Below are 17,844 nucleotides of genomic sequence, written 5' to 3' on the forward strand. Positions count from 1 at the left end.
CAGACGGCAGGGAACTCAGCGGCCCGCGTCCTGCGCCAATCTGTCGCGCAAGCTTTTCGGTCGTATATCGGGCCAGTTCTGCTCGATGTATTCCAGACACGCGGCCCGGTCCGAGAGGCCGTACACCACGCGCCAGCCGGCCGGCACGTCGGCGAATTCCGGCCAAAGGCTGTGCTGCTCCTCGTCGTTGACGAGTACGAAGAAGCGACCATTGTCGTCGTCGAATGGGTTGGCACTCACTCGTACTCCTAACCGCCGAGCGGGAACAAATCATGGGCAGAACCGACAGCGACGTCAACATAGCACCAGCAACCTTTGATTCGGGGCCAGACGGAGCGGCGATATTCAGCTCGGGCCGGCTGGGTTTCCGGGCGCGTCATCGGTGTCCACCTCCGAGTACTCAGGACCGGGCCAGTCCGGTCAATTGCGCGTCGGATGGCCCGCTACCGATCCCAAGATCCGCAACCATCGGACACCACATACGATGCGCACCAACGCTTGCCACAAGTTCACGAAGTTCTTGCGGAATTCTTGCGCTCAAATTCACTGACGATCAGCCGTTTTGGGAGCCTTCGACACCGCGGCTGTGACGCATCGTCACGTGCCTGCCCGGTGCGGTTGGCCGGGCATTTTTCGGTGCGGTGTAACAGCGGGCACCGGCGGAGGTAGCGTTCGACCCGTGCAGGTCGACGCGATGACTATCCCGCTACCGTTAACGCAGATCGGCGATACCGCCAGACGTACCGAGGCCGCCGGCTTCTCCGGCCTGCTGTTCACCGAAACCGGCCGCACCGCCTATCTGAACGCCGCCGTGGCCTCCCAGGCGGCTCCCGGCCTCGAGTTGTCGACCGGCGTCGCCGTTGCGTTTCCGCGCAGCCCGTTCGTTACCGCGGCAACAGCATGGGAACTGCAGGAAGCGACCAACGGCAACTTCCGTCTCGGTCTCGGCACCCAGGTTCGCACGCACGTGGTCCGGCGATACGGGATGGCATTCGAACGACCGGGGCCCCGCCTGCGCGACTATGTGCGCGCCGTCAAAGCCTGCTTCAGCGCGTTCCGCACCGGAAAACTCGATCATCATGGCGAGTTCTACGACCTCGACTTCATCACGCCGCAGTGGAGCGCCGGCCCCATCGACGCCCCCGATCCCAAGGTCGACGTCGCTGCAGTCAATCCCTGGATGCTGCGGATGGCGGGCGAAGTGGCCGACGGGGTACACGTCCATCCGCTCGGCGAACCCGGCTATCTCAGCCGCCACGTCACACCCAACGTCGCCGCGGGGGCCCGCAAGGCAGGACGCGACACATCCGAGGTTTCGGTGATCGTGCCGGTCATGACGATCGTCGGCGACACCGACGAAGAGCGCGACCGGGAGCGTGAAATGGCGCGAGCGAGCATCAGCTTCTACGCAAGCACGCCCAACTACTCCTTCATCCTGGACGAGGCCGGGTTCGAGGGCACCACGGCCCGGATCCGGGAAAAGCAGAAGGCCGGCGACTTCAAGGGGATGGCAGCCCAGATCACCGATGACCACCTCACGGTATTTGCCACCGAGTCGACCTGGGACGGGTTGGCGCACGCCCTCGTCGACAAGTACGAAGGCACCGCCACCCGACTCGTCCTCTACAACGCCCTGAGCGACCCCGACCGATTCGAGCGGTATGGAGAAGTCGCACAACGGCTTTCCGGTGGCCGCGCCTGAAAGCAGAACGCCGGGCCACTGACGCAGAACACTCCCGCTGTCCAGACCGATAGGCTGAGGTCACAGATGCGCGTGTTCTTTGGAGGGTAGCGATATGCCTGCACCGTCAGCCGAGGTTTTCGACCGCTTGCGTCAGCTTGCCGCGATCAAGGACATCGACGAACGTCCAACCAAGACGATCGACGAGGTCTTCACCGGCAAACCACTGACCACGATCCCGGTTGCCACGGCCGACGATGTCGCCGCCGCCTTCGCCCAGGCACGTGCGGCGCAGTTCGAATGGGCCAGGCGGCCCGTCACCGAGCGCATCGACATCATCCGGCGGTATCGAGACCTGGTGATCGAGAACCGCGACTTCCTGATGGACCTTCTGCAGGCCGAAGCCGGCAAAGCACGGTGGGCGGCCCAGGAGGAAATCGTCGACCTGATGGCGAACGCGAACTACTACGTGCGCGTCACCGCCAAGCTGCTCAAGCCGCAGAACGTACAGTCGCTGCTGCCCGCGATCGGCAAAACCACGGTCTGCTACCAGCCCAAGGGCGTGGTCGGGGTGATCTCGCCCTGGAACTATCCGATGACGCTCACCGCATCGGACTCGGTGCCGGCACTGCTTGCCGGTAATGCCGTGGTGCTCAAGCCGGACAGCCAGACGCCGTACTGCGCCCTGGCCTGCGCCGAATTGTTGTACCAGGCCGGTCTGCCGCGAGCGCTGTACGCGATCGTGCCCGGCCCCGGCTCGGTGGTCGGGACCGCGATCACGGAGAACTGCGACTACCTGATGTTCACCGGGTCCACCCAGACCGGCAGCCATCTGGCCGAGCAGGCGGGCCGGCGGCTGATCGGTTTCTCGGCCGAACTCGGTGGCAAGAACGCCATGATCGTCACTCGCGGCGCGAATCTGGACAAGGCGGCCAAGGCGGCAACCCGTGCGTGTTTCTCCAACGCCGGCCAACTGTGTATCTCCATCGAGCGGATCTACGTGGAAAAGGACATCGCCGACGAGTTCACCCGCAAGTTCGGCGACGCGGTGCGCAGCATGAAACTCGGCACCGCCTACGACTTCTCGGTCGACATGGGCAGTTTGATCTCCGAAGGCCAGCTCAAGACCGTGTCGGAGCACGTCGACGACGCGACGTCCAAAGGCGCCAAGGTGATCGCCGGCGGCAAGGCTCGGCCCGACGTCGGTCCCCTGTTCTACGAGCCGACCGTGCTCACCGACGTGACGCCGGAGATGGAGTGCGCGGCCAACGAGACCTTCGGACCGCTGGTTTCGATCTACCCGGTCGCAGACGTCGATGAGGCCGTGGAGAAGGCCAACGACACCGAATACGGCCTCAACGCGAGCGTGTGGGCGCGCACGCCGGCCGAAGGCCAGCAGATCGCCGCCCGGTTGCGTTCGGGAACGGTGAACGTCGACGAGGGTTATGCCTTTGCCTGGGGCAGCCTCAGCGCACCCATGGGCGGGATGGGCCAGTCGGGTGTCGGCCGGCGCCACGGTCCCGAGGGCCTGTTGAAGTACACCGAGTCGCAGACGATCGCCACTGCGCGGGTGTTCAATCTCGATCCACCCTTCGGCCTTCCGTCAACCCTGTGGCAGAAGTCGCTGCTGCCCATCGTGCGCACGGTGATGAAGCTGCCCGGGCGGAACTGAACGAGAAAACTGCAGACAACCCGCGCGAAGACTGCCACACAGGCCCCACACGACACTAGAGTGCTGTGGGTGGGCAAAGACGCCGAAGCGAAGGGCTGGGGCCGCTGGCTGGCCATCGCGGCCTCGCTGGTGCTCGCCGGTGCGATGATCTATGCCCAGGACACCACGCACACCATTCCCTGCTGCCCCGACAGCCCCTCGGCCGCGGCAGCAGCTCCGCCAAGCCAGACGGCCGCGCCGGCGGTCGCCGCGCCGCAAATGGCCAGTGCCGCGGAGGTGGCGATGCTGGCCGGCAACGCGCCGGTGATGGCGCAGGATTTCCAGATGGCGTTACCCGCCGGCATCGCCCCCGAGGGCGGCCTGCAGGTCAAGACCATCTGGGCAGCGCGCGTCATCGAACTGCTGTTCCCGGAAATCAAGACCATCGGCGGGTTCCGGCAAGACGCGTTGCGCTGGCACCCCAGCGGTCTGGCGATCGACGTGATGATTCCCGACCACGACAGCCCCGAGGGCATCGCCCTGGGCAATCAGATCGCCGGGCTGGCCCTGGCCAACGCCAAACGCTGGGGAATCGACCATGTCATCTGGCGGCAGAAGATCTATCTGGGCCCCGCGTCGGGAAGCTGGACCGCCGACCTGGGCAATGAGACGGCCAATCACTACGACCACGTTCACATCGCCACCAACGGCGGGGGCTATCCGACCGGACGCGAAACGTACTTCATCGGATCGATGACCCCGGCTCCGTCGAACTGAGCTGCCGCGCACAACGACTTTGGCTAATTGTGGCCGTTGATGCTGGCGGAGAACGAGTTCACCCCCGCGCCGACGCTGCCGCTCCACGGCTCGAACCCGGCCTGAATGCTCGTCAGGTACCACGAGTCGGTCACCGGCTCCCAGGTCTGGGTGTTGTCGATGAATCCCATCACGTCGAAGCTGTTCCACGTGGTGATCGGCGAGTTGGCGACATAGGACACCACGTTGTTCTGACCGTTGCTGCCCTTCCACACCGCGAAGTTCTGTCCGTCGATGGTGGCGCTGCCCACCACGGAACCGACCGGTTGGATGGGACCCTGGTGGTTGAACCAGATCATGACTTCCTGCTGGTTGACGCCGGTGGTGATGGGTGTCGGGTGGAGCCAGATGTCGTAGGAGGCGTTGTACACACCGCTGGTCGGGTAGGTGTAGCTGATACTGCTGGTCGCCGTCTGGATCTGGCCCAGCTGAATGGGCAGGATGGTGCCCGGTGAGCCTGTTCCGTAATGCCAACCCGTGTAGATGGACGGGTAGCCCAGCGGGGCGCCGTTGGTCGGCGCCGACCCGTTTTCGGTGGTGATGGTGAATCCGTTCTGGGTGACGGTGATCGCCTGCCCGCCGGGGTTGTTCCACGCGTTGTTCTGGACGACGTAGGCGTTGCCCAGCGTCGTGGTCCCGTACTGATTGGAAATGACCGTGCCGCCGGTCGGCAGAGTCGGCGGGGTGGTGGGTGTCGTCGGAGTCGTCGGCGTTGTGGGTGTCGTCGGCGTGGTCGGAACCGTGGTGCCACCGGTGACCGGCTGGCCGTTGATCAACAGGTTTGTGGGCGCCGCGTAGGCCCCGGTCTGCGACGCCTGGAATCCGACGTTGACCGTGCTGCCGGGGGCGATCGTGCCGTTGTAGCTCGCCGGGGTCACCGTGTAATGCGTGCCGGTGTGGGTGACCTGCCCGTTCCACAGATTGGTGATGGATTCGTTTGCGGGCAGGTCGAATTGGAGGTTCCAGTTGTTCAGCGGCGTGGAGCCTGAGTTGGTGATCGCATAGTTCCCGTTGAATCCGCTGTTCCACTGCGAGGTCGCGGTGTACGCGGCCGTAAGTCCCCCGGTACTCACCGGAGGAGTCGTCACAGGCGGGGTGGTCACGGGGGGTGTGGTCACCGGCGGAGTGGTGGTGGGCGGAGCTGTCACCGGCGGTGTTGTCACCGGCGGAGTTGTCACCGGCGGGGTCCCGCCGATGACCGGTTGCCCGCTGATCGAGACGTCCATCGGTGGCGCGTACGTTCCGGACTGCGCGCCCTGGAATCCCACGGTGACCGAGTTTCCGGGCGCGATGGTGGCGTTGTAGCTCTGCGGAGTGACGGTGTACTGCGTGCCCGATTGTGTGACGTGCCCGTTCCAGAGGTTTGCGACGGATTCACCGGCAGGCAGGTTGAATTGGAGCTGCCAGTTGGTCAACGGAGTCGTGCCGGTGTTGGTGATCGTGTAGTTGGCGACGAACCCGCTGTTCCACTGCGACGTCGTGGCGTATGTCGCCGATACACCGGTACCGGTGGCACTGCCGGCCGGCGTTGTGCTGGCCGCCGCCGTCGCCGGCGCCGTCGTGGCGGCGGCAGTCTTCGCTGTGGTCGCACCGGTTGCCTCGGCAGTGGCTGCTCCCTGCTGTGCCGCCCCGCTGTCGGGCAGCCGGATACCCAGGAACCTCTCTGCGACATCGCGCAGCAGCGTTGAGTTGGCAAGTTCGGAGCCCGCGTACCGCTGCGCGCCGACCGACAAGGCGTTCGTGAACTGCGATTGGTATGACGCCAGCCGGGCGCTGACGGCCTGGTAGTCCAGCGCGTGCCCGCCGAACAGCGAAGCCACCGCCGCTGAAATCTCGTCGGCACCCGCTGCCAGGATCTCAATGGTGGGACCCGCTGCCGTGGCGTTTGCAGCGTTGAGCGACGATCCGATTCCGGCGATATCGGCCACTGCCGCTGCCAGCGCTTCCGGAGTGGCGATCACATACGACATGTAACAATCCTTCGATCGATCACGGTCTTATTACGAACACATAACTTTCTTATCTCGACCTTACGAACCGCTTTATAACGGTTTCATCACGGGTAGCGAGGCTGCCACACAAACCCAGCACTTTCAACACCACACGGCGAATTGAACAAACCTGGCACGAACGGAGATTTCGTCGACATTTGAGAGGCGGTTGACCACCAGTTGCACATATTGTCGTTGCTGTCCAAATACGCTGACGCAACGAATCGTTTTCCAATGCAAATGAAATTCTAGGACAGCTGTACGACTATTCGCGACGGAGAATTTCGACGATCGGGCCGGGGCCCCGACCCTGGCACGTCGAGTACTACACAACGTAGTATTCAGCCTGACGGTGGAGCCCGAGGAGGCCGCCATTGCCGGTGCGGCGCCCGGGATTTGGGCGTTTACCTCGCACCAGGTGGCCTATGTGTTCACCTTCCCGAACAACGTCACCGACGCAGTCGTCCATTCGGTCATCTCGGCGGTAATGGTCGCGATGGCAGGAGTCCAGGTGCGCTCGGACGGCGGTGTCAAGAATTCGCTGGCCGATCTTTCGTAAGCCGGCCTAGGCCGACCGTGCCGGCCCTTCGCTACCCTGGCGTGAAATGGCAACAACTACACGGTGGCGGCGTCGCGTGGTCACGGGAGCGCTCGCCACGCTGTTGGCCGCGACCGCGGTCTGTGCGACTCGACCGCACACCGGCAACGAACCCGTCCTTCGCGCCGTGAAAAGGTACGTGGCCCTAGGTGACTCGGCCGCCGCGGCACCACTGGTACCCGACGCGGCCAACCCGCCCGGGTGCTTCAAATCGACCAACGACTATCCCGCGGTGCTGGCGCGCCGCCTCGGTGCGGCCACTTTCGTCGACGTCAGCTGCAGCGGCGCCACCGCTGCCGACATCACCGATCGAGCACAATCAACCAGTGGAGGAGACGTGCCGCGGCAGATCGACGCCGTCACTGCCGATACCGACCTAGTCACCATCACAATCGGTGGCAATGATGTCGGCCTGGCCTCCAGCGCGGCACAATGCCGCAGGGTTTCCCTGGCTCAGCCCCCCTGCTTCGCCGACTTCGTCTCAGCCGGCGGCGATCGGTTCAGCGCGGCGATCCACCGACAGATTCCGTTGTGGGAAGCCATGGTTGGTGCCGTGCGGGTCAGGGCCCCGCACGCACGTGTCGTGCTGGTCGGCTACGCGACGTACATTCGCCCCGGCGGATGCTTCGGGGAACAGCCGATCAACCCCAGCGACGCCGATTACTTCCAGGCCAAGGTAGACGAGATCGATGACCAGCAACGGATATTGGCCACGAAGGTGCACGTCGACTTCTTCGACACCCGACCGGTCTCGGCCGGACACGACATGTGCGCCGCGCCCGACGACAGGTATGTCGAGGGATTCGAGTTGTCACATCTTGCTGCGCCCCTGCATCCCAACGCATCAGGAGCGGCGGCGGTAGGAAGCGCTCTCGCCGGCCAGCTGAATCTCAGCGACGGGCGGTCCAACTAGCCAGCGTGACACCGCCGGGGAACGTCATTGGCGGCGCCGCCGGAACCAAACCGGAAATGGTTGCGCCGTCCGGAAATAACCGGCGGCCGCCGCCCTGTACGTAGGGGTAGATGAAGAACCTGTACTCGTCGACCAGCCCTGCGGCAATCAGGCTGTGACACAACGTGATGCTGCCGGTCGCGACGATGTCGCCGCCCGGTGCCGCCTTCAGCGCTTTCACCTCGTCCACGGGATCCCCGGACAAGACGATGGAGTTGTTCCACTGCGGGTCAGCGATCGTCGAAGACACGACGTATTTGGCGACATTGTTGATGTAGTCCGCGACGCCTGTCGGGTCGCTGCTCTGGTGCGGCCAGTAGCTGCGGAAATCATGGAAGGTTTGCCTGCCGAGCAGCAGGGCATCGGCGGTTTCGTCCTGGCGGCGCAGTTCAGCGGTCAGTTCGCCGTCGTGCGCCTCGGGGTTGAACCAGTCCCCCAGCATCTCGACCGAGCCGTCCAGGGTGATGTTCTGCGTGATGATCAGCGAGCGCATATCACTATCGACCCGGCGGCGCCCCAAGATTCATCGCCGGCCCAGCAGATCTTCTTCCAGGAATCGGCGGAAGATGGGCGCGAGTTGGCGGGCGACGAACTCGTGTCGGTCACCGAGCCGATGCCCCAGTTGAAAGACCTCGTTGATGATGGCGCGCCGCGGCACTTCGGCGCGCACCTCATCGCCGAACTCCTGGTACACGGTTTCCCGGATGGACTGTTCGATGCCGTTGCGGCTGTCGAAGCCGGAGAGCACGACCCCGCACCACTTCAGCGGATGGATGCGCTGGATGCGCTCGACCCGGTTGCGCGCCTCGATGGCTTTGCGCACTGCGTCGCCGGTCGGGGCGATCGGCGCATACGCCACATCGGCCAGGTGCATGGCGAGCGCCTCTAGCGAGCCGGTGCGGCCCCCGGTGTCGATCAGGACGAGCTCGTAACGGTCGAACACCCCGGCCGCCACGAAGATGCCCCGCAACAGCCCGGTGTCCGAGACGCCGACCCCGGCGACCCGGGTCAACGATGCTCCCGCCGGTAGCAGTTCGACGTGCGGCCACTTGGTCTCGATGATCTCCTCGTCGACCCGCTTGGCGGCGGTGCCGGGGTCGCCCCAGAAGTTGATGCCGGCATCCTCGAGCACCGAGCCCAGCCCGGTCGAGTGCTGCGACACCCCGAAGTGGTTGGACAGGTTGCGCTCCGGGTCCGCGTCGACCAGCAACGTGGAGATACCCAGGCGCGAGGCCTCCCCCGCCAACATCATCTGCCACAGCGTTTTGGCTGTTCCGCCCTTGCCCGAGAGCACCACCGCCGACACGGCTGCCAACTACCTCGCCTCACCTTCCGGTATCTCCGGCCACCGACGAACTACCCAGCCACTTCGCCGGTGGGCCCAGGTCGAGAAGCAAAATGCCACGCTTGACGGGCCCAACTCGCGGGCGGTGTCCAGCGCTCAGCAAGCATAGCCACGCCTTCGGCGTGGTGGCCTGCTGTCGAGGCGAAAACCGTTCATTTCCATGGCCAGCGCGAGAGCGGCCGCGGCCTGGGCTACCTACCTCGCCCCCGCGACGTCCGTCACCCGGGCGCCCAGCGCAAACCCTCCCACGTAGCCCTGTGCGTTGGGGTCGAGGCCCAGGCCGGCGGCGATGTGCAGCTCGGGTCCCGCTCCGATCGCGCAACCCGCCAGGGCTTGCGCCGTTGCCTGCAGATAGAGCGTCTGCAGCAGGCACCCGGCATCTTTATGGATGAGCGTGAGGGCGAAATCCAGATAGCAGTGCATCGTGCGCTCGTACAGCGCGGTGATCATGAGGACCGCTGCGGGCGGTGCGGGACGGCCGGCGCCGTCATCGACCAAACCCATGGCATTCATCGACACGTCCTCGACTTCGATCGTCAGTTCCTCGGTGCCTGCCATCGGGACGAGCGAGCGAGTGACCGGATCGAAGTAATAGCAGCGCCGTTGCAGGGATTCGACGTTCAATGCCGCGACGTACAGTTCCAGCGGATGGCGCGCGCCGCCCGAAGGCGTGGGGCGTTTCCAGGTGCCTGTGGTGGAGTCTTCGTGCTGGACCGCGAGGACATCCAGCAGTAGCCGGCTCAGCTGCGAGAGCGCCAGCGGGCTGTCGGCGAAGCGGCGCACGGAACGGCGAGCGGAAAGGACCTCGCTGAAAGACGCCTTCGGTGGCGGCGCCGCGATGTCGTCGAGCGCGATGGGAGTGCCGGGCGGAGGTGACAGGCGCGCAGGTCGTGGACGTACGTCGTTGAGTCCGAATCGTGCTCTGCCCCGGCCGAAGAGCCTTTGCACGGCCAACTCGTAGGTGTTCCAGTCGGTTAGCCGGTCCGCTTCCTCCGCGACCAGGAGACCCGCGGCTACGGCCGCCAGAACCACCGCATGATCGACGCCGGAGCGCATCCGGAGATCGTCGAGGATGCACGGCTCGGTGGCCGCGCTCAGCACCGTGATGATGTCGTCGTCGACATGGAATAGGCGTCCGCTGGGCGCGTGGATGCACTGCGTTGCGCTGCCCTGCCAGCTGAGCGCCAGATGCGGTGCTCGACGGTAGCGGACGGGCTCACTCCCCGAGCGCGGCTCGGCTGCGTTCGATGCGGGTGCGGATGGTGGAGGGTTCACAGCCGGACCGCTACGCGAACGGAACGGGTGTCGTTCGGAAGTCGGCGGCGGCTCGCGCGGCGCCGATCGAGCCGATCAGTCGTGCTGAGCCGTGGTCGGCTTCGATGGGTTGAAGGCCCGGGTGCAACACCCGCACGACGTCGAGATCGAGAAAATGGCCGATAGTCATGCTGACCGCTCCGGCGAGAGTCACTGCGGGACCAACCTGGCGCGCAAGATTGATCCGGGTGTCGCACCGGAAGAGGTTTTCGACCTCATTCAGCCGAATTTCGTTGCAGTAGTAGAGAATATGGTCTTCGAACGAGCGGACCGTTGTGATGGCCGCGGCCTTCGTGTCGGCCCGGGACAGCCACATCTTCAGTCGTATTTGCAGGCATTCCTGCAACGCATGATTCAGGCCCGCTTCGGAGCCGGTCGCACAGGCACTGCCGATCGCGAAGATGGGAATCGATTGGTGGCGCGTAAACACAACCCATACGGGCGCACCGCCGCGGCTGGCGAGGTGATAGAAGCCGGTGCGCCAGCCAAGTCCTTCATCGGCCTTCTGCACGCGCTCCCACGTGCTGGGAGGTGACACGGGCGCCAGGGCGACCCGCATCAACCACGCCAGTCGAATCGCGTCTCGTTCGAACAGCTCACGAATCGCCCGATCGGTGGCCGTCGCGGCCGTGGCCCCCGCCGCGGTGCCGTTACTCGTCAGTTCGCACCAGCCGCGGACCTGAGCCGAGCACAGACCTGCGGGGACATAGACGTCTGAACCGGTCTCGATATCGGTGCCCACCGTCCAGTCGATGTCGGCTGCCGGGTCGTAGGGCCGAAACGGCCAGCCGGAGTGCAGCAACGGTTCGCCGATGAAGGAACGGACGTCGAAGACGCGATGGCCGCCACTGCGCAACTCGCGTTCACTGGTGTGGGCCACGACAAACGGCAGATAGCTGCTCAGCGCGATGCGTTCGGCCAGTTCTCCGACAAATCGGGCTATCAAGAGATCCATGTCTTGATCGCAAGCCGCAGCCTCGACAGGGCAGGACCAGCCCGGGGCGACCAACTGCGCCGTGACCAGGTCGAATCCGAGCAACACCTCGGGCGCACAGAAACACTCGACAGCCATGTCGAGATCAAGGAAGTCGCCGATCCGCAGGGGCAGGTCATTCAGTCGGTCGGCAATCAAGACCGCCCGCACCGGACGGGAGAATACCGAGATTTTGAGGTGCCCTCTCACCGGCCACCTTCGCCACGTCGCACGACCAGGCCACGACGACACCATTCCGCTAATACGTCAGAGATATCCACTCTGATCGCTTCGGTGCCGGCATAGGTCCCCGATAGCTCATTCACCAGTTCGTCGAGGGAACGCCACCGATCCAGGCACTGCCATACCGAACACGCAGAACCCATCAGCACCAGATACTTTCCGCCGGCGGTTTGAATGACCACTCCCCCGTCAGCGGCATCAGTCTGCAACTCATTGTTGCGCATGAATGTGGTGTCAGCGTGTGAGGACATTGCACACCTTCATCAGAGCCCTACTTTGTCGAAAGCGACCCCGAGCCAGATCTGGGCGGCGTCAATCGCCACTGTCTCGCTGATAAAACTGTGTTGGGTCCCGGTGTATATGTCGCGGAAGGCGCGTTCTATGCGGGTTTCTTCGAGGATCGCGCTGGCGCCTACGGACAGATGTGCCCATTCCGCACAGCGCCTTGCGACATCAGTGGCATATACCGCGGCTGCACGCATATCCGCCCGCTGGCCCGCCGTCAGTTTCAGGCCGTCGGCCACTGCCGCCTCCGCCGCGGTGAATGCGTCGACAACCAGCAGATAGGCGGCGCGCCACGCCGCCACATGATGTGCAAATCCGCGCTGAAAGGTGGGACGGCCGGCCAGTCCGGTGTCATCGCCTTCGCGACATTTCGTTGCCGCCAGGTCTCTGACATCATCGAGCATGCTTTTCGCGACTCCCAGGGCCCACGAGGCGTGCCCTGCCGCACCCAATGGAACGATGCCCATATGCGCCGCCGGCGAATTCCCGCGGTGCGGCTGGCGGGTAAAAGTCGGATAGGTACGGACATCGGGCACGAATAGGTTGTCCGCGCTGTAATCGTATGAACCCGTGCCTTTGAGACCCTGCACGTGCCAGTTGTCTTTGATGGTGACCTGATCTCGGGGCAGCACTGCTACCCGCCAATCGGGAACACCTTCACTTTTCCACCTGACCTCGCCGTTATCGATCGGACAGAATCCCGCGACAATGAACTGTGCGTGATTGATTCCTGAGCCGAATTTCCAGGAACCGCTCAATCGATAGCCGCCCGGCACCACGGTTCCCGTTCCGTTGGGAAAGTACTGACCACCGATAGCGATTCGGTCGGCACCGGCGCCGAAAACTTCGGCGAAGCCGTCGTCGGGCAGATACGCGGCAGCACCGAATGCCGACAGCAGATTGGTGACACCGACCCACCCGAATGCCCCGTCCTGCCAAGCCATCTCGATCCACGTCTCGATCATGGCGGCGAAGGACGGTTCGGAACCGCCCGCCTCGACGGGGTTGAACGCCGAGAAAAGTCCGGCAACACGCATGTCTTCGACGACGCCGGGAGCCAGCGTCCGCATCCGTTCCGACTCCCCGGCGCGACTTCGCACTCGATCTCGCATGGCGAGGACCAGGGCATAGGGGTGAGTCACTGCATCCACTCCGCTTTGCGCGAACCCGGGGGTTTACGTCCGGGGTCCCGGGTTGCCGCTCCACTGGTCCCGAACGCCGATAGCCACCGTCGCCACGCAGGTGGTGCAGACCAGCGCAATATGGGGATCCGCCTCCGCAAGACCGACCTCCCTGATGACGGGCCTTTTCCAGAGGATCCGTTGTTCCATGATGCTTCCCTTCTCGGACGTTGCCGCTGACCGGCTATCCGCGACTGCCACGATATTGTCAACCGCGGATGACAAAATTTACCTCCGCTTGTTCGCGGCGTCAACGGTCCGCTGGGCGGTCGCAGCGCGGACGTTTGCGGAGACACGACGAGGTGGTTTTCACTGGAAATGTGGGTGAGCGATTGCGTGCCGAACTCAGCCGGGGCGTTGACGCCGACGGCCCGGGGTCACACCACGCCGAGGTGGCCCTCGGTGCCGGACCCGTGCGGCAGCGACTGGAGTCGGCGATCCTTGCCCTGTCCGAGCTGCGCGGGCCGGACAGCAGCACGTGTCCGTCGGATGCGGCCCGGGCCGTTGGCGGCGAGACGTGGCGGGAGTTGATGGACGCGGCGCGCGACATCGCGCGGGAGCTGGCCGGATCGGGCCGCGTGGAGATCACGCAACGCGGGGACGTCCTCGATCCCGGCGCCGAATGGCGCGGACCCATTCGCATCAGGACGACGCGGCGCTGAGCGCTCGACGGGCGCGCGGCCGGGGCGACGTAGGCTGGCGGCATGGCTATCGAATCGACGATGCTCGAACTCGGCACGCCCGCACCGCCGTTCGCGCTGCCCGAACCCGCCACCGGCGCCACTGTGAGCCTTCACGATCTGACCGGCCCGGCACTGGTCGTCACGTTTATCTGCAACCACTGCCCCTACGTCCAGCATGTGGCCGCGGGCCTCGCCGAGCTGGGCCGGGATCTCGTGGAGCGGGGTGTGCCGATGGTCGCGATTTCCAGCAATGACGTCGTCACGTACCCACAGGACGGTCCCGACCAGATGGTCGCCGAGGCGGAACGTCAGGGGTGGACTTTCCCGTACCTCTACGACGAGACTCAGGACGTCGCGCGGGCATATTCCGCCGCCTGCACTCCCGACACGTTCGTGTTCGACGGAGACCGCCGGCTGGTTTACCGCGGACAGCTCGACGACTCCCGGCCCAAGAACGACCTTCCGGTAACGGCTGCCGACGTGCGGGCCGCGGTCGAGGCGGTCCTTGCCGGCCGACCGGTGGACCCGAATCAGCGACCGTCGATCGGCTGCGGCATCAAGTGGCGGTGATACCGGTCGTCAGGGCTGATTGGCCACGATCACCGGCGCCCGTACGGCGTGCACCACGCCGTTACTGACCGATCCCAGCAGCATGCCGCTCAGGCCTCCCCGGCCGTGGCTGCCGACGACGACGAGCTGTGCGGCTTCGGATTCTTCGATCAGCGCGCGGCCGGGATGGTCGAGCACGATCACCCGATTGACCTTGACGTCGGGATACTGTTCCTGCCAACCGGCCAGGTATTCAGCCAGATTGCGCTCCGCCTCGGTCCGCCACTCCAGCCAGGGCAATTGGTAGACCGCCATGTCGCTCCAGGCATGCACAGCGGTCAGTTCGACCCCGCGACGTGACGCTTCGTCGAAGGCGATGGCCAGCGCGCGTTCGGAGGTCGGCGAGCAGTCGATGCCCACCAGTACCGGGGCACTCATGGAACGCGGCTTCCAGGACGCTTCGTCGCGGATGATCGCTACCGGGCACTTCGCGCTGTGCACCACACCCGAGCTGACCGACCCCAGCAGCACGCGCTCGATCGCGCTGCGCCCGGTGGAACCCACGACGATCATCTCGGCGTCGTGAGACATTTCGATCAGCGTCGGCACCGGGGCCGATGCTTTGACTTCGCTCGTGATCGCAATCGTGCGGTCGCCGGCCAGGGCGTCCTCGGCCATCTTGACCGCGTGCTCGAGAATCTCGTGGCCATCGTCCTTCTGCCACAAGGCAACTCCAGCCGAGGTTGGTACCTGCGGGTACGCCGGAACCACCGGGTTGAACATGTGGACCAGGGTCAGTGGAACGTGCCGCATCGCCGCCTCGTGCGCGGCCCAGAAGACAGCGGCATTCGACGCGGCTGATCCGTCGACGCCTACGACGACGCCATAACGTGTCACGGTGTTAGACATGGTGTCCTCCTTCACTGCCTGTCCTTGACGCTATTAGCTCGGCGGTCTCCGGTCACGGGCCTTAAGTCCTCGACCGCCTGGTCCTGAGACCTCCGTATCGTTGCGGTGCCGGCCCGCTCGCGGGACCAAACTCGTACCACCAGGTGCCAAACGACCCTGCTGGCCGCCGGCATCGCGGCATAGCGTCTGCGCTATGGACCAAGCAGCATCCCCGAAGTGGATCGTGGTGGGAATCGACGGGTCGGAGGCGGCGATCAATGCCGCCCGCTGGGCGATCCCGGAGGCCTGCGCGCGCGACGTCCCACTGCGCCTGGTGCATGCCGTCACCCCACCCAAGCCGGACGCGCCGCCCGGTGATGCCGACCTCGACACCGAGTACGGCGAGACCGCACTGCGCGCTGCGTGCGCCGCCGTGCACGCCACGGGACAGCCGGTGAAAATCGAAACCGATCTGGTGGCCGGGTCGCCCGGCGCGGTGCTCATCGACGAATCACGCCGTGCGGCAATGGTTTGCGTGGGATCCGTGGGCATCGGGCGGCTGGCCCGCCGGGTACTGGGTTCGACCGCCGCGGACGTGGCGCAGCGGGCGCAGTGCCCGGCGGCCGTCATTCGAACGAGTCGGGGCGCCCAGGCACCCGATTCCGGTTCCATCGCCGTCGTGGTCGACGACTCGGCGGACAACGACCTGGTACTCGAACACGGCTTCCGGGAGGCACAGCTTCGGGGCGCACCGATCCTGGCGCTGGGCGTGTGGCGCTGGGGCTTCGGCGAAATCCCTTTCGCGCAGCTCGATCACCGGCTTGGTCCGTGGGTGAGGCGGTACCCGGGCGTGCATGTCCGCCCGGCGGCGGCCAGAGACGGCGTAGTTGAATTCCTTAGTGACACACAGGATCCCGTACACCTCGCGGTGATCGGCCCCGCTGATGCGGGGAAGGTTGCCAGGTTGATCGGTCCTGTCGATCCCCACTTCGGGCATGCCGGCCGCTCAGTGCTGGTGGCACGCTGACCGCGACGATCAGCCGGGCAGTGGGACCGTCCAGTGGACCCGGGTACCGTCGTTCGGCGAGCTCGCGATTTCACATGTGCCGCCGAGTTGTTCGGCGCGATGCTCCAGGTTTGCCAGACCACTGCGCCGGCGGTTGCCTTCCGGTACGCCGTGGCCGTTGTCACTGATCGTCATGGTGAACATGTCGGCGGCACTGACCTCGATGGTCAGTTTCGACGCGCCGGAATGCCGAATCACGTTGCTGATCGCCTCTGTAGCAACGGCTTCCGCGTGTTCGGCAAGCTCACCGTCAACCGCGCTCATTGGTCCGTCCATGTGGACGGTGGTGTAGATGTCGCGGTCATCGGTGAGATCGGCGACGATCTGCTGCAGGCGGTGCCGGAAACCGCCGTCGGCACCCACCGGCAGCTTCAGCTGGAAGATGGTGGTGCGGATCTCCTCGATGATCTTCTGCAGGTCGTCGAGAGTGCGGTTGAGCCGGTCGGCGACCTCGGGGGAACGAGCCCGGGCCAGGGTGCCCTGCAGATCCATCCCGGCCGCGAAAAGTCGTTGAATCACGTGGTCGTGCAGATCATGTGCGATCCGCTCCCGCTCCGCCAGAATGGTCAGCTGTCGAGCGTTCTCCCGGCCCGACGCCAGCATCAGTGCGATGGCGGCGTGGGTGGCGAACTGACCGACCAGGTCGAGGTCGCTGCTGTCGAACGGGGGCTGGTACGCGTCGCGGGCCAGGGCCAGTACTCCCGCCGTCTGATCGTGGGCACTCAACGGCATGACGATCGCCGAGCGCTGGCCGACGTCGGTGAAGGCCTGGATCGGGTAGCTCAACGTCTCGGTGATCAACGGTTCACCGCTGCGGAACACGGTGCCGCTGGTGGAGCCGTCCACCGGAACACGCTGCCCGACGACCTCATCGGCGTGCTTGCCGACCGCGGCCGAAACCACCAGCGTCTCGGCTTCGTCGAGCGGCAGGTCGCTGTCCGCCGGGACCAGGACGATCCCCTGCTCGGCTCCGGTGAGCGTGCACGCGCGCTCGGCGATCAGCTGCAGCGGGTGCCGATGCGATTTGTCGCCGGCCAGCAGTGCGGTGGTGATCTCGCGACTGGCCTCCATCCACTTGACCGAGGTCCGTTCGCGCTCGAAGACCTGGGCGTTGTCGATTGCAACCGCGGCGGCGAAAGCCAATGCGCGAGCGGCGAATTCGTCGGATTCGGTGAATACCCGGCCCGGATCCACATGGGTCAGGTACAGGCTGCCGAAAACCGTCCCCCGGATCGTGATCGGCACCCCGAGGAAGGCGCGCATCGGGGGATGGTGCTCGGGGAAGCCGACTGCCGCGGGATGCCGGGTCAGATCTTCGAGCCGCAGCGCAGGTGTTTCGACCAGGGAGACCCCCAGCACCCCTTTACCCACCGGCAGATGACCGATCCTGACGGCGTTCTCCTCGTCGATACCCGCGTGAACGAACCTGAGTAGCGTTCCTTCGGGATCGCGGACCGCGAGGGCCCCGTACGGTGCCGACGTCAGTTCGCGGGCGGCGTGGATGATGCGGCCCAACGTGGCGTCAAGGTCGAGATCCGAACCGATCTCGACGATCACCCGCAGCAGCTGTTCCATCTGATCGCGTGCTGCCAATAACTCGTCGAGTTGTTCATGCATCCTGGTCACTA

Annotated in this window: 17 protein-coding genes and 2 pseudogenes; 8 read left to right on the forward strand and 11 right to left on the reverse strand. The window is 65.1% G+C overall.

Annotated features, from left to right (window positions below):
* Positions 1–15 precede the first annotated feature (15 nt).
* Positions 16–240, reverse strand: a complete 225-nt coding sequence (locus QXK92_RS05305) for an MbtH family protein (RefSeq protein ID WP_306240625.1) — start codon at positions 238–240, stop codon at positions 16–18.
* A 439-nt stretch (positions 241–679) separates the two neighbouring features.
* Between QXK92_RS05305 and QXK92_RS05310 the strand changes: the two genes are divergently transcribed.
* The 3 genes from QXK92_RS05310 (at position 680) to QXK92_RS05320 (ending at position 4,109) form a co-directional block, all read left to right on the forward strand.
* Positions 680–1,702, forward strand: coding sequence for a TIGR03617 family F420-dependent LLM class oxidoreductase (locus QXK92_RS05310; protein WP_306240626.1), 1,023 nt, complete (start codon positions 680–682; stop codon positions 1,700–1,702).
* Between the two features lie 94 nt (positions 1,703–1,796).
* A complete protein-coding gene (locus QXK92_RS05315; RefSeq protein WP_306240627.1) occupies positions 1,797–3,353 on the forward strand; it encodes a succinic semialdehyde dehydrogenase in 1,557 nt (518 codons plus the stop codon).
* 69 nt (positions 3,354–3,422) lie between these two features.
* Entirely contained in the window at positions 3,423–4,109 is a 687-nt protein-coding gene (locus tag QXK92_RS05320) for a glycoside hydrolase (RefSeq protein ID WP_306240628.1), read from the forward strand.
* Positions 4,110–4,132: 23 nt separating this feature from the next.
* Here the strand turns inward: QXK92_RS05320 and QXK92_RS05325 are convergent, their stop codons facing one another.
* Together QXK92_RS05325 and QXK92_RS05330 are read right to left on the reverse strand one after the other, a co-directional pair.
* Positions 4,133–4,924: a hypothetical protein gene (locus QXK92_RS05325; protein WP_306244206.1), complete on the reverse strand. Its 792-nt coding sequence runs from the start codon at positions 4,922–4,924 to the stop codon at positions 4,133–4,135.
* Positions 4,922–6,118 (reverse strand): annotated as a pseudogene (locus QXK92_RS05330) (cellulose binding domain-containing protein); the annotation flags it as partial. The pseudogene QXK92_RS05330 and the gene QXK92_RS05325, both read right to left, overlap by 3 nt.
* Before the next feature lie 388 nt (positions 6,119–6,506).
* Here QXK92_RS05330 and QXK92_RS05335 point away from each other — a divergent pair.
* Together QXK92_RS05335 and QXK92_RS05340 are read left to right on the forward strand one after the other, a co-directional pair.
* A pseudogene (locus QXK92_RS05335) lies at positions 6,507–6,698 on the forward strand (hypothetical protein); the annotation flags it as partial.
* A 46-nt stretch (positions 6,699–6,744) separates the two neighbouring features.
* Positions 6,745–7,650, forward strand: coding sequence for an SGNH/GDSL hydrolase family protein (locus QXK92_RS05340; RefSeq protein WP_306240629.1), 906 nt, complete (start codon positions 6,745–6,747; stop codon positions 7,648–7,650).
* Here the strand turns inward: QXK92_RS05340 and QXK92_RS05345 are convergent.
* From QXK92_RS05345 to QXK92_RS05370, 6 genes are all read right to left on the reverse strand, one after another.
* Positions 7,628–8,182 (reverse strand): dihydrofolate reductase family protein, encoded by a 555-nt coding sequence (locus QXK92_RS05345; protein ID WP_306240630.1) that lies wholly within the window; start codon positions 8,180–8,182, stop codon positions 7,628–7,630. The two genes, QXK92_RS05340 and QXK92_RS05345, sit on opposite strands and share 23 nt — an antisense overlap.
* Positions 8,183–8,212: 30 nt before the next feature.
* Positions 8,213–8,995 (reverse strand): ParA family protein, encoded by a 783-nt coding sequence (locus QXK92_RS05350; protein WP_306244208.1) that lies wholly within the window; start codon positions 8,993–8,995, stop codon positions 8,213–8,215.
* Between the two features lie 234 nt (positions 8,996–9,229).
* Positions 9,230–10,309, reverse strand: coding sequence for a SagB/ThcOx family dehydrogenase (locus QXK92_RS05355; RefSeq protein WP_306240631.1), 1,080 nt, complete (start codon positions 10,307–10,309; stop codon positions 9,230–9,232).
* A gap of 10 nt (positions 10,310–10,319) precedes the next feature.
* Positions 10,320–11,492 (reverse strand): YcaO-like family protein, encoded by a 1,173-nt coding sequence (locus tag QXK92_RS05360; protein ID WP_306240632.1) that lies wholly within the window; start codon positions 11,490–11,492, stop codon positions 10,320–10,322.
* A gap of 35 nt (positions 11,493–11,527) precedes the next feature.
* Positions 11,528–11,815 (reverse strand): PqqD family protein, encoded by a 288-nt coding sequence (locus QXK92_RS05365; RefSeq protein ID WP_306240633.1) that lies wholly within the window; start codon positions 11,813–11,815, stop codon positions 11,528–11,530.
* 12 nt (positions 11,816–11,827) lie between these two features.
* Entirely contained in the window at positions 11,828–12,961 is a 1,134-nt protein-coding gene (locus QXK92_RS05370) for an acyl-CoA dehydrogenase family protein (protein WP_306244209.1), read from the reverse strand.
* 389 nt (positions 12,962–13,350) lie between these two features.
* On the opposite strand from QXK92_RS05370, the gene QXK92_RS05375 reads away from it, so the two are divergent.
* Together QXK92_RS05375 and QXK92_RS05380 are read left to right on the forward strand one after the other, a co-directional pair.
* The gene (locus QXK92_RS05375; RefSeq protein ID WP_306240634.1) at positions 13,351–13,692 is read left to right on the forward strand and encodes a DUF3253 domain-containing protein; all 342 of its coding nucleotides are present in this window, start codon (positions 13,351–13,353) and stop codon (positions 13,690–13,692) included.
* A gap of 42 nt (positions 13,693–13,734) precedes the next feature.
* Positions 13,735–14,283: a thioredoxin family protein gene (locus QXK92_RS05380; RefSeq protein WP_306240635.1), complete on the forward strand. Its 549-nt coding sequence runs from the start codon at positions 13,735–13,737 to the stop codon at positions 14,281–14,283.
* Positions 14,284–14,292: 9 nt separating this feature from the next.
* Here the strand turns inward: QXK92_RS05380 and QXK92_RS05385 are convergent, their stop codons facing one another.
* On the reverse strand, positions 14,293–15,171 hold the full coding sequence (locus tag QXK92_RS05385) for a universal stress protein (RefSeq protein ID WP_306240636.1): 879 nt from the start codon (positions 15,169–15,171) through the stop codon (positions 14,293–14,295).
* Positions 15,172–15,364: 193 nt separating this feature from the next.
* Between QXK92_RS05385 and QXK92_RS05390 the strand changes: the two genes are divergently transcribed.
* Positions 15,365–16,177 (forward strand): universal stress protein, encoded by an 813-nt coding sequence (locus tag QXK92_RS05390; protein WP_306240637.1) that lies wholly within the window; start codon positions 15,365–15,367, stop codon positions 16,175–16,177.
* A 9-nt stretch (positions 16,178–16,186) separates the two neighbouring features.
* Here the strand turns inward: QXK92_RS05390 and QXK92_RS05395 are convergent, their stop codons facing one another.
* Positions 16,187–17,833 carry a GAF domain-containing sensor histidine kinase gene (locus QXK92_RS05395; protein ID WP_306244210.1) on the reverse strand — a complete coding sequence of 549 codons (1,647 nt, stop codon included), beginning with the start codon at positions 17,831–17,833 and terminating at the stop codon, positions 16,187–16,189.
* Between the last annotated feature and the right edge of the window lie 11 nt (positions 17,834–17,844).

The organism is Mycobacterium sp. TY815 (assembly GCF_030755135.1).
Lineage (GTDB): Bacteria > Actinomycetota > Actinomycetes > Mycobacteriales > Mycobacteriaceae > Mycobacterium.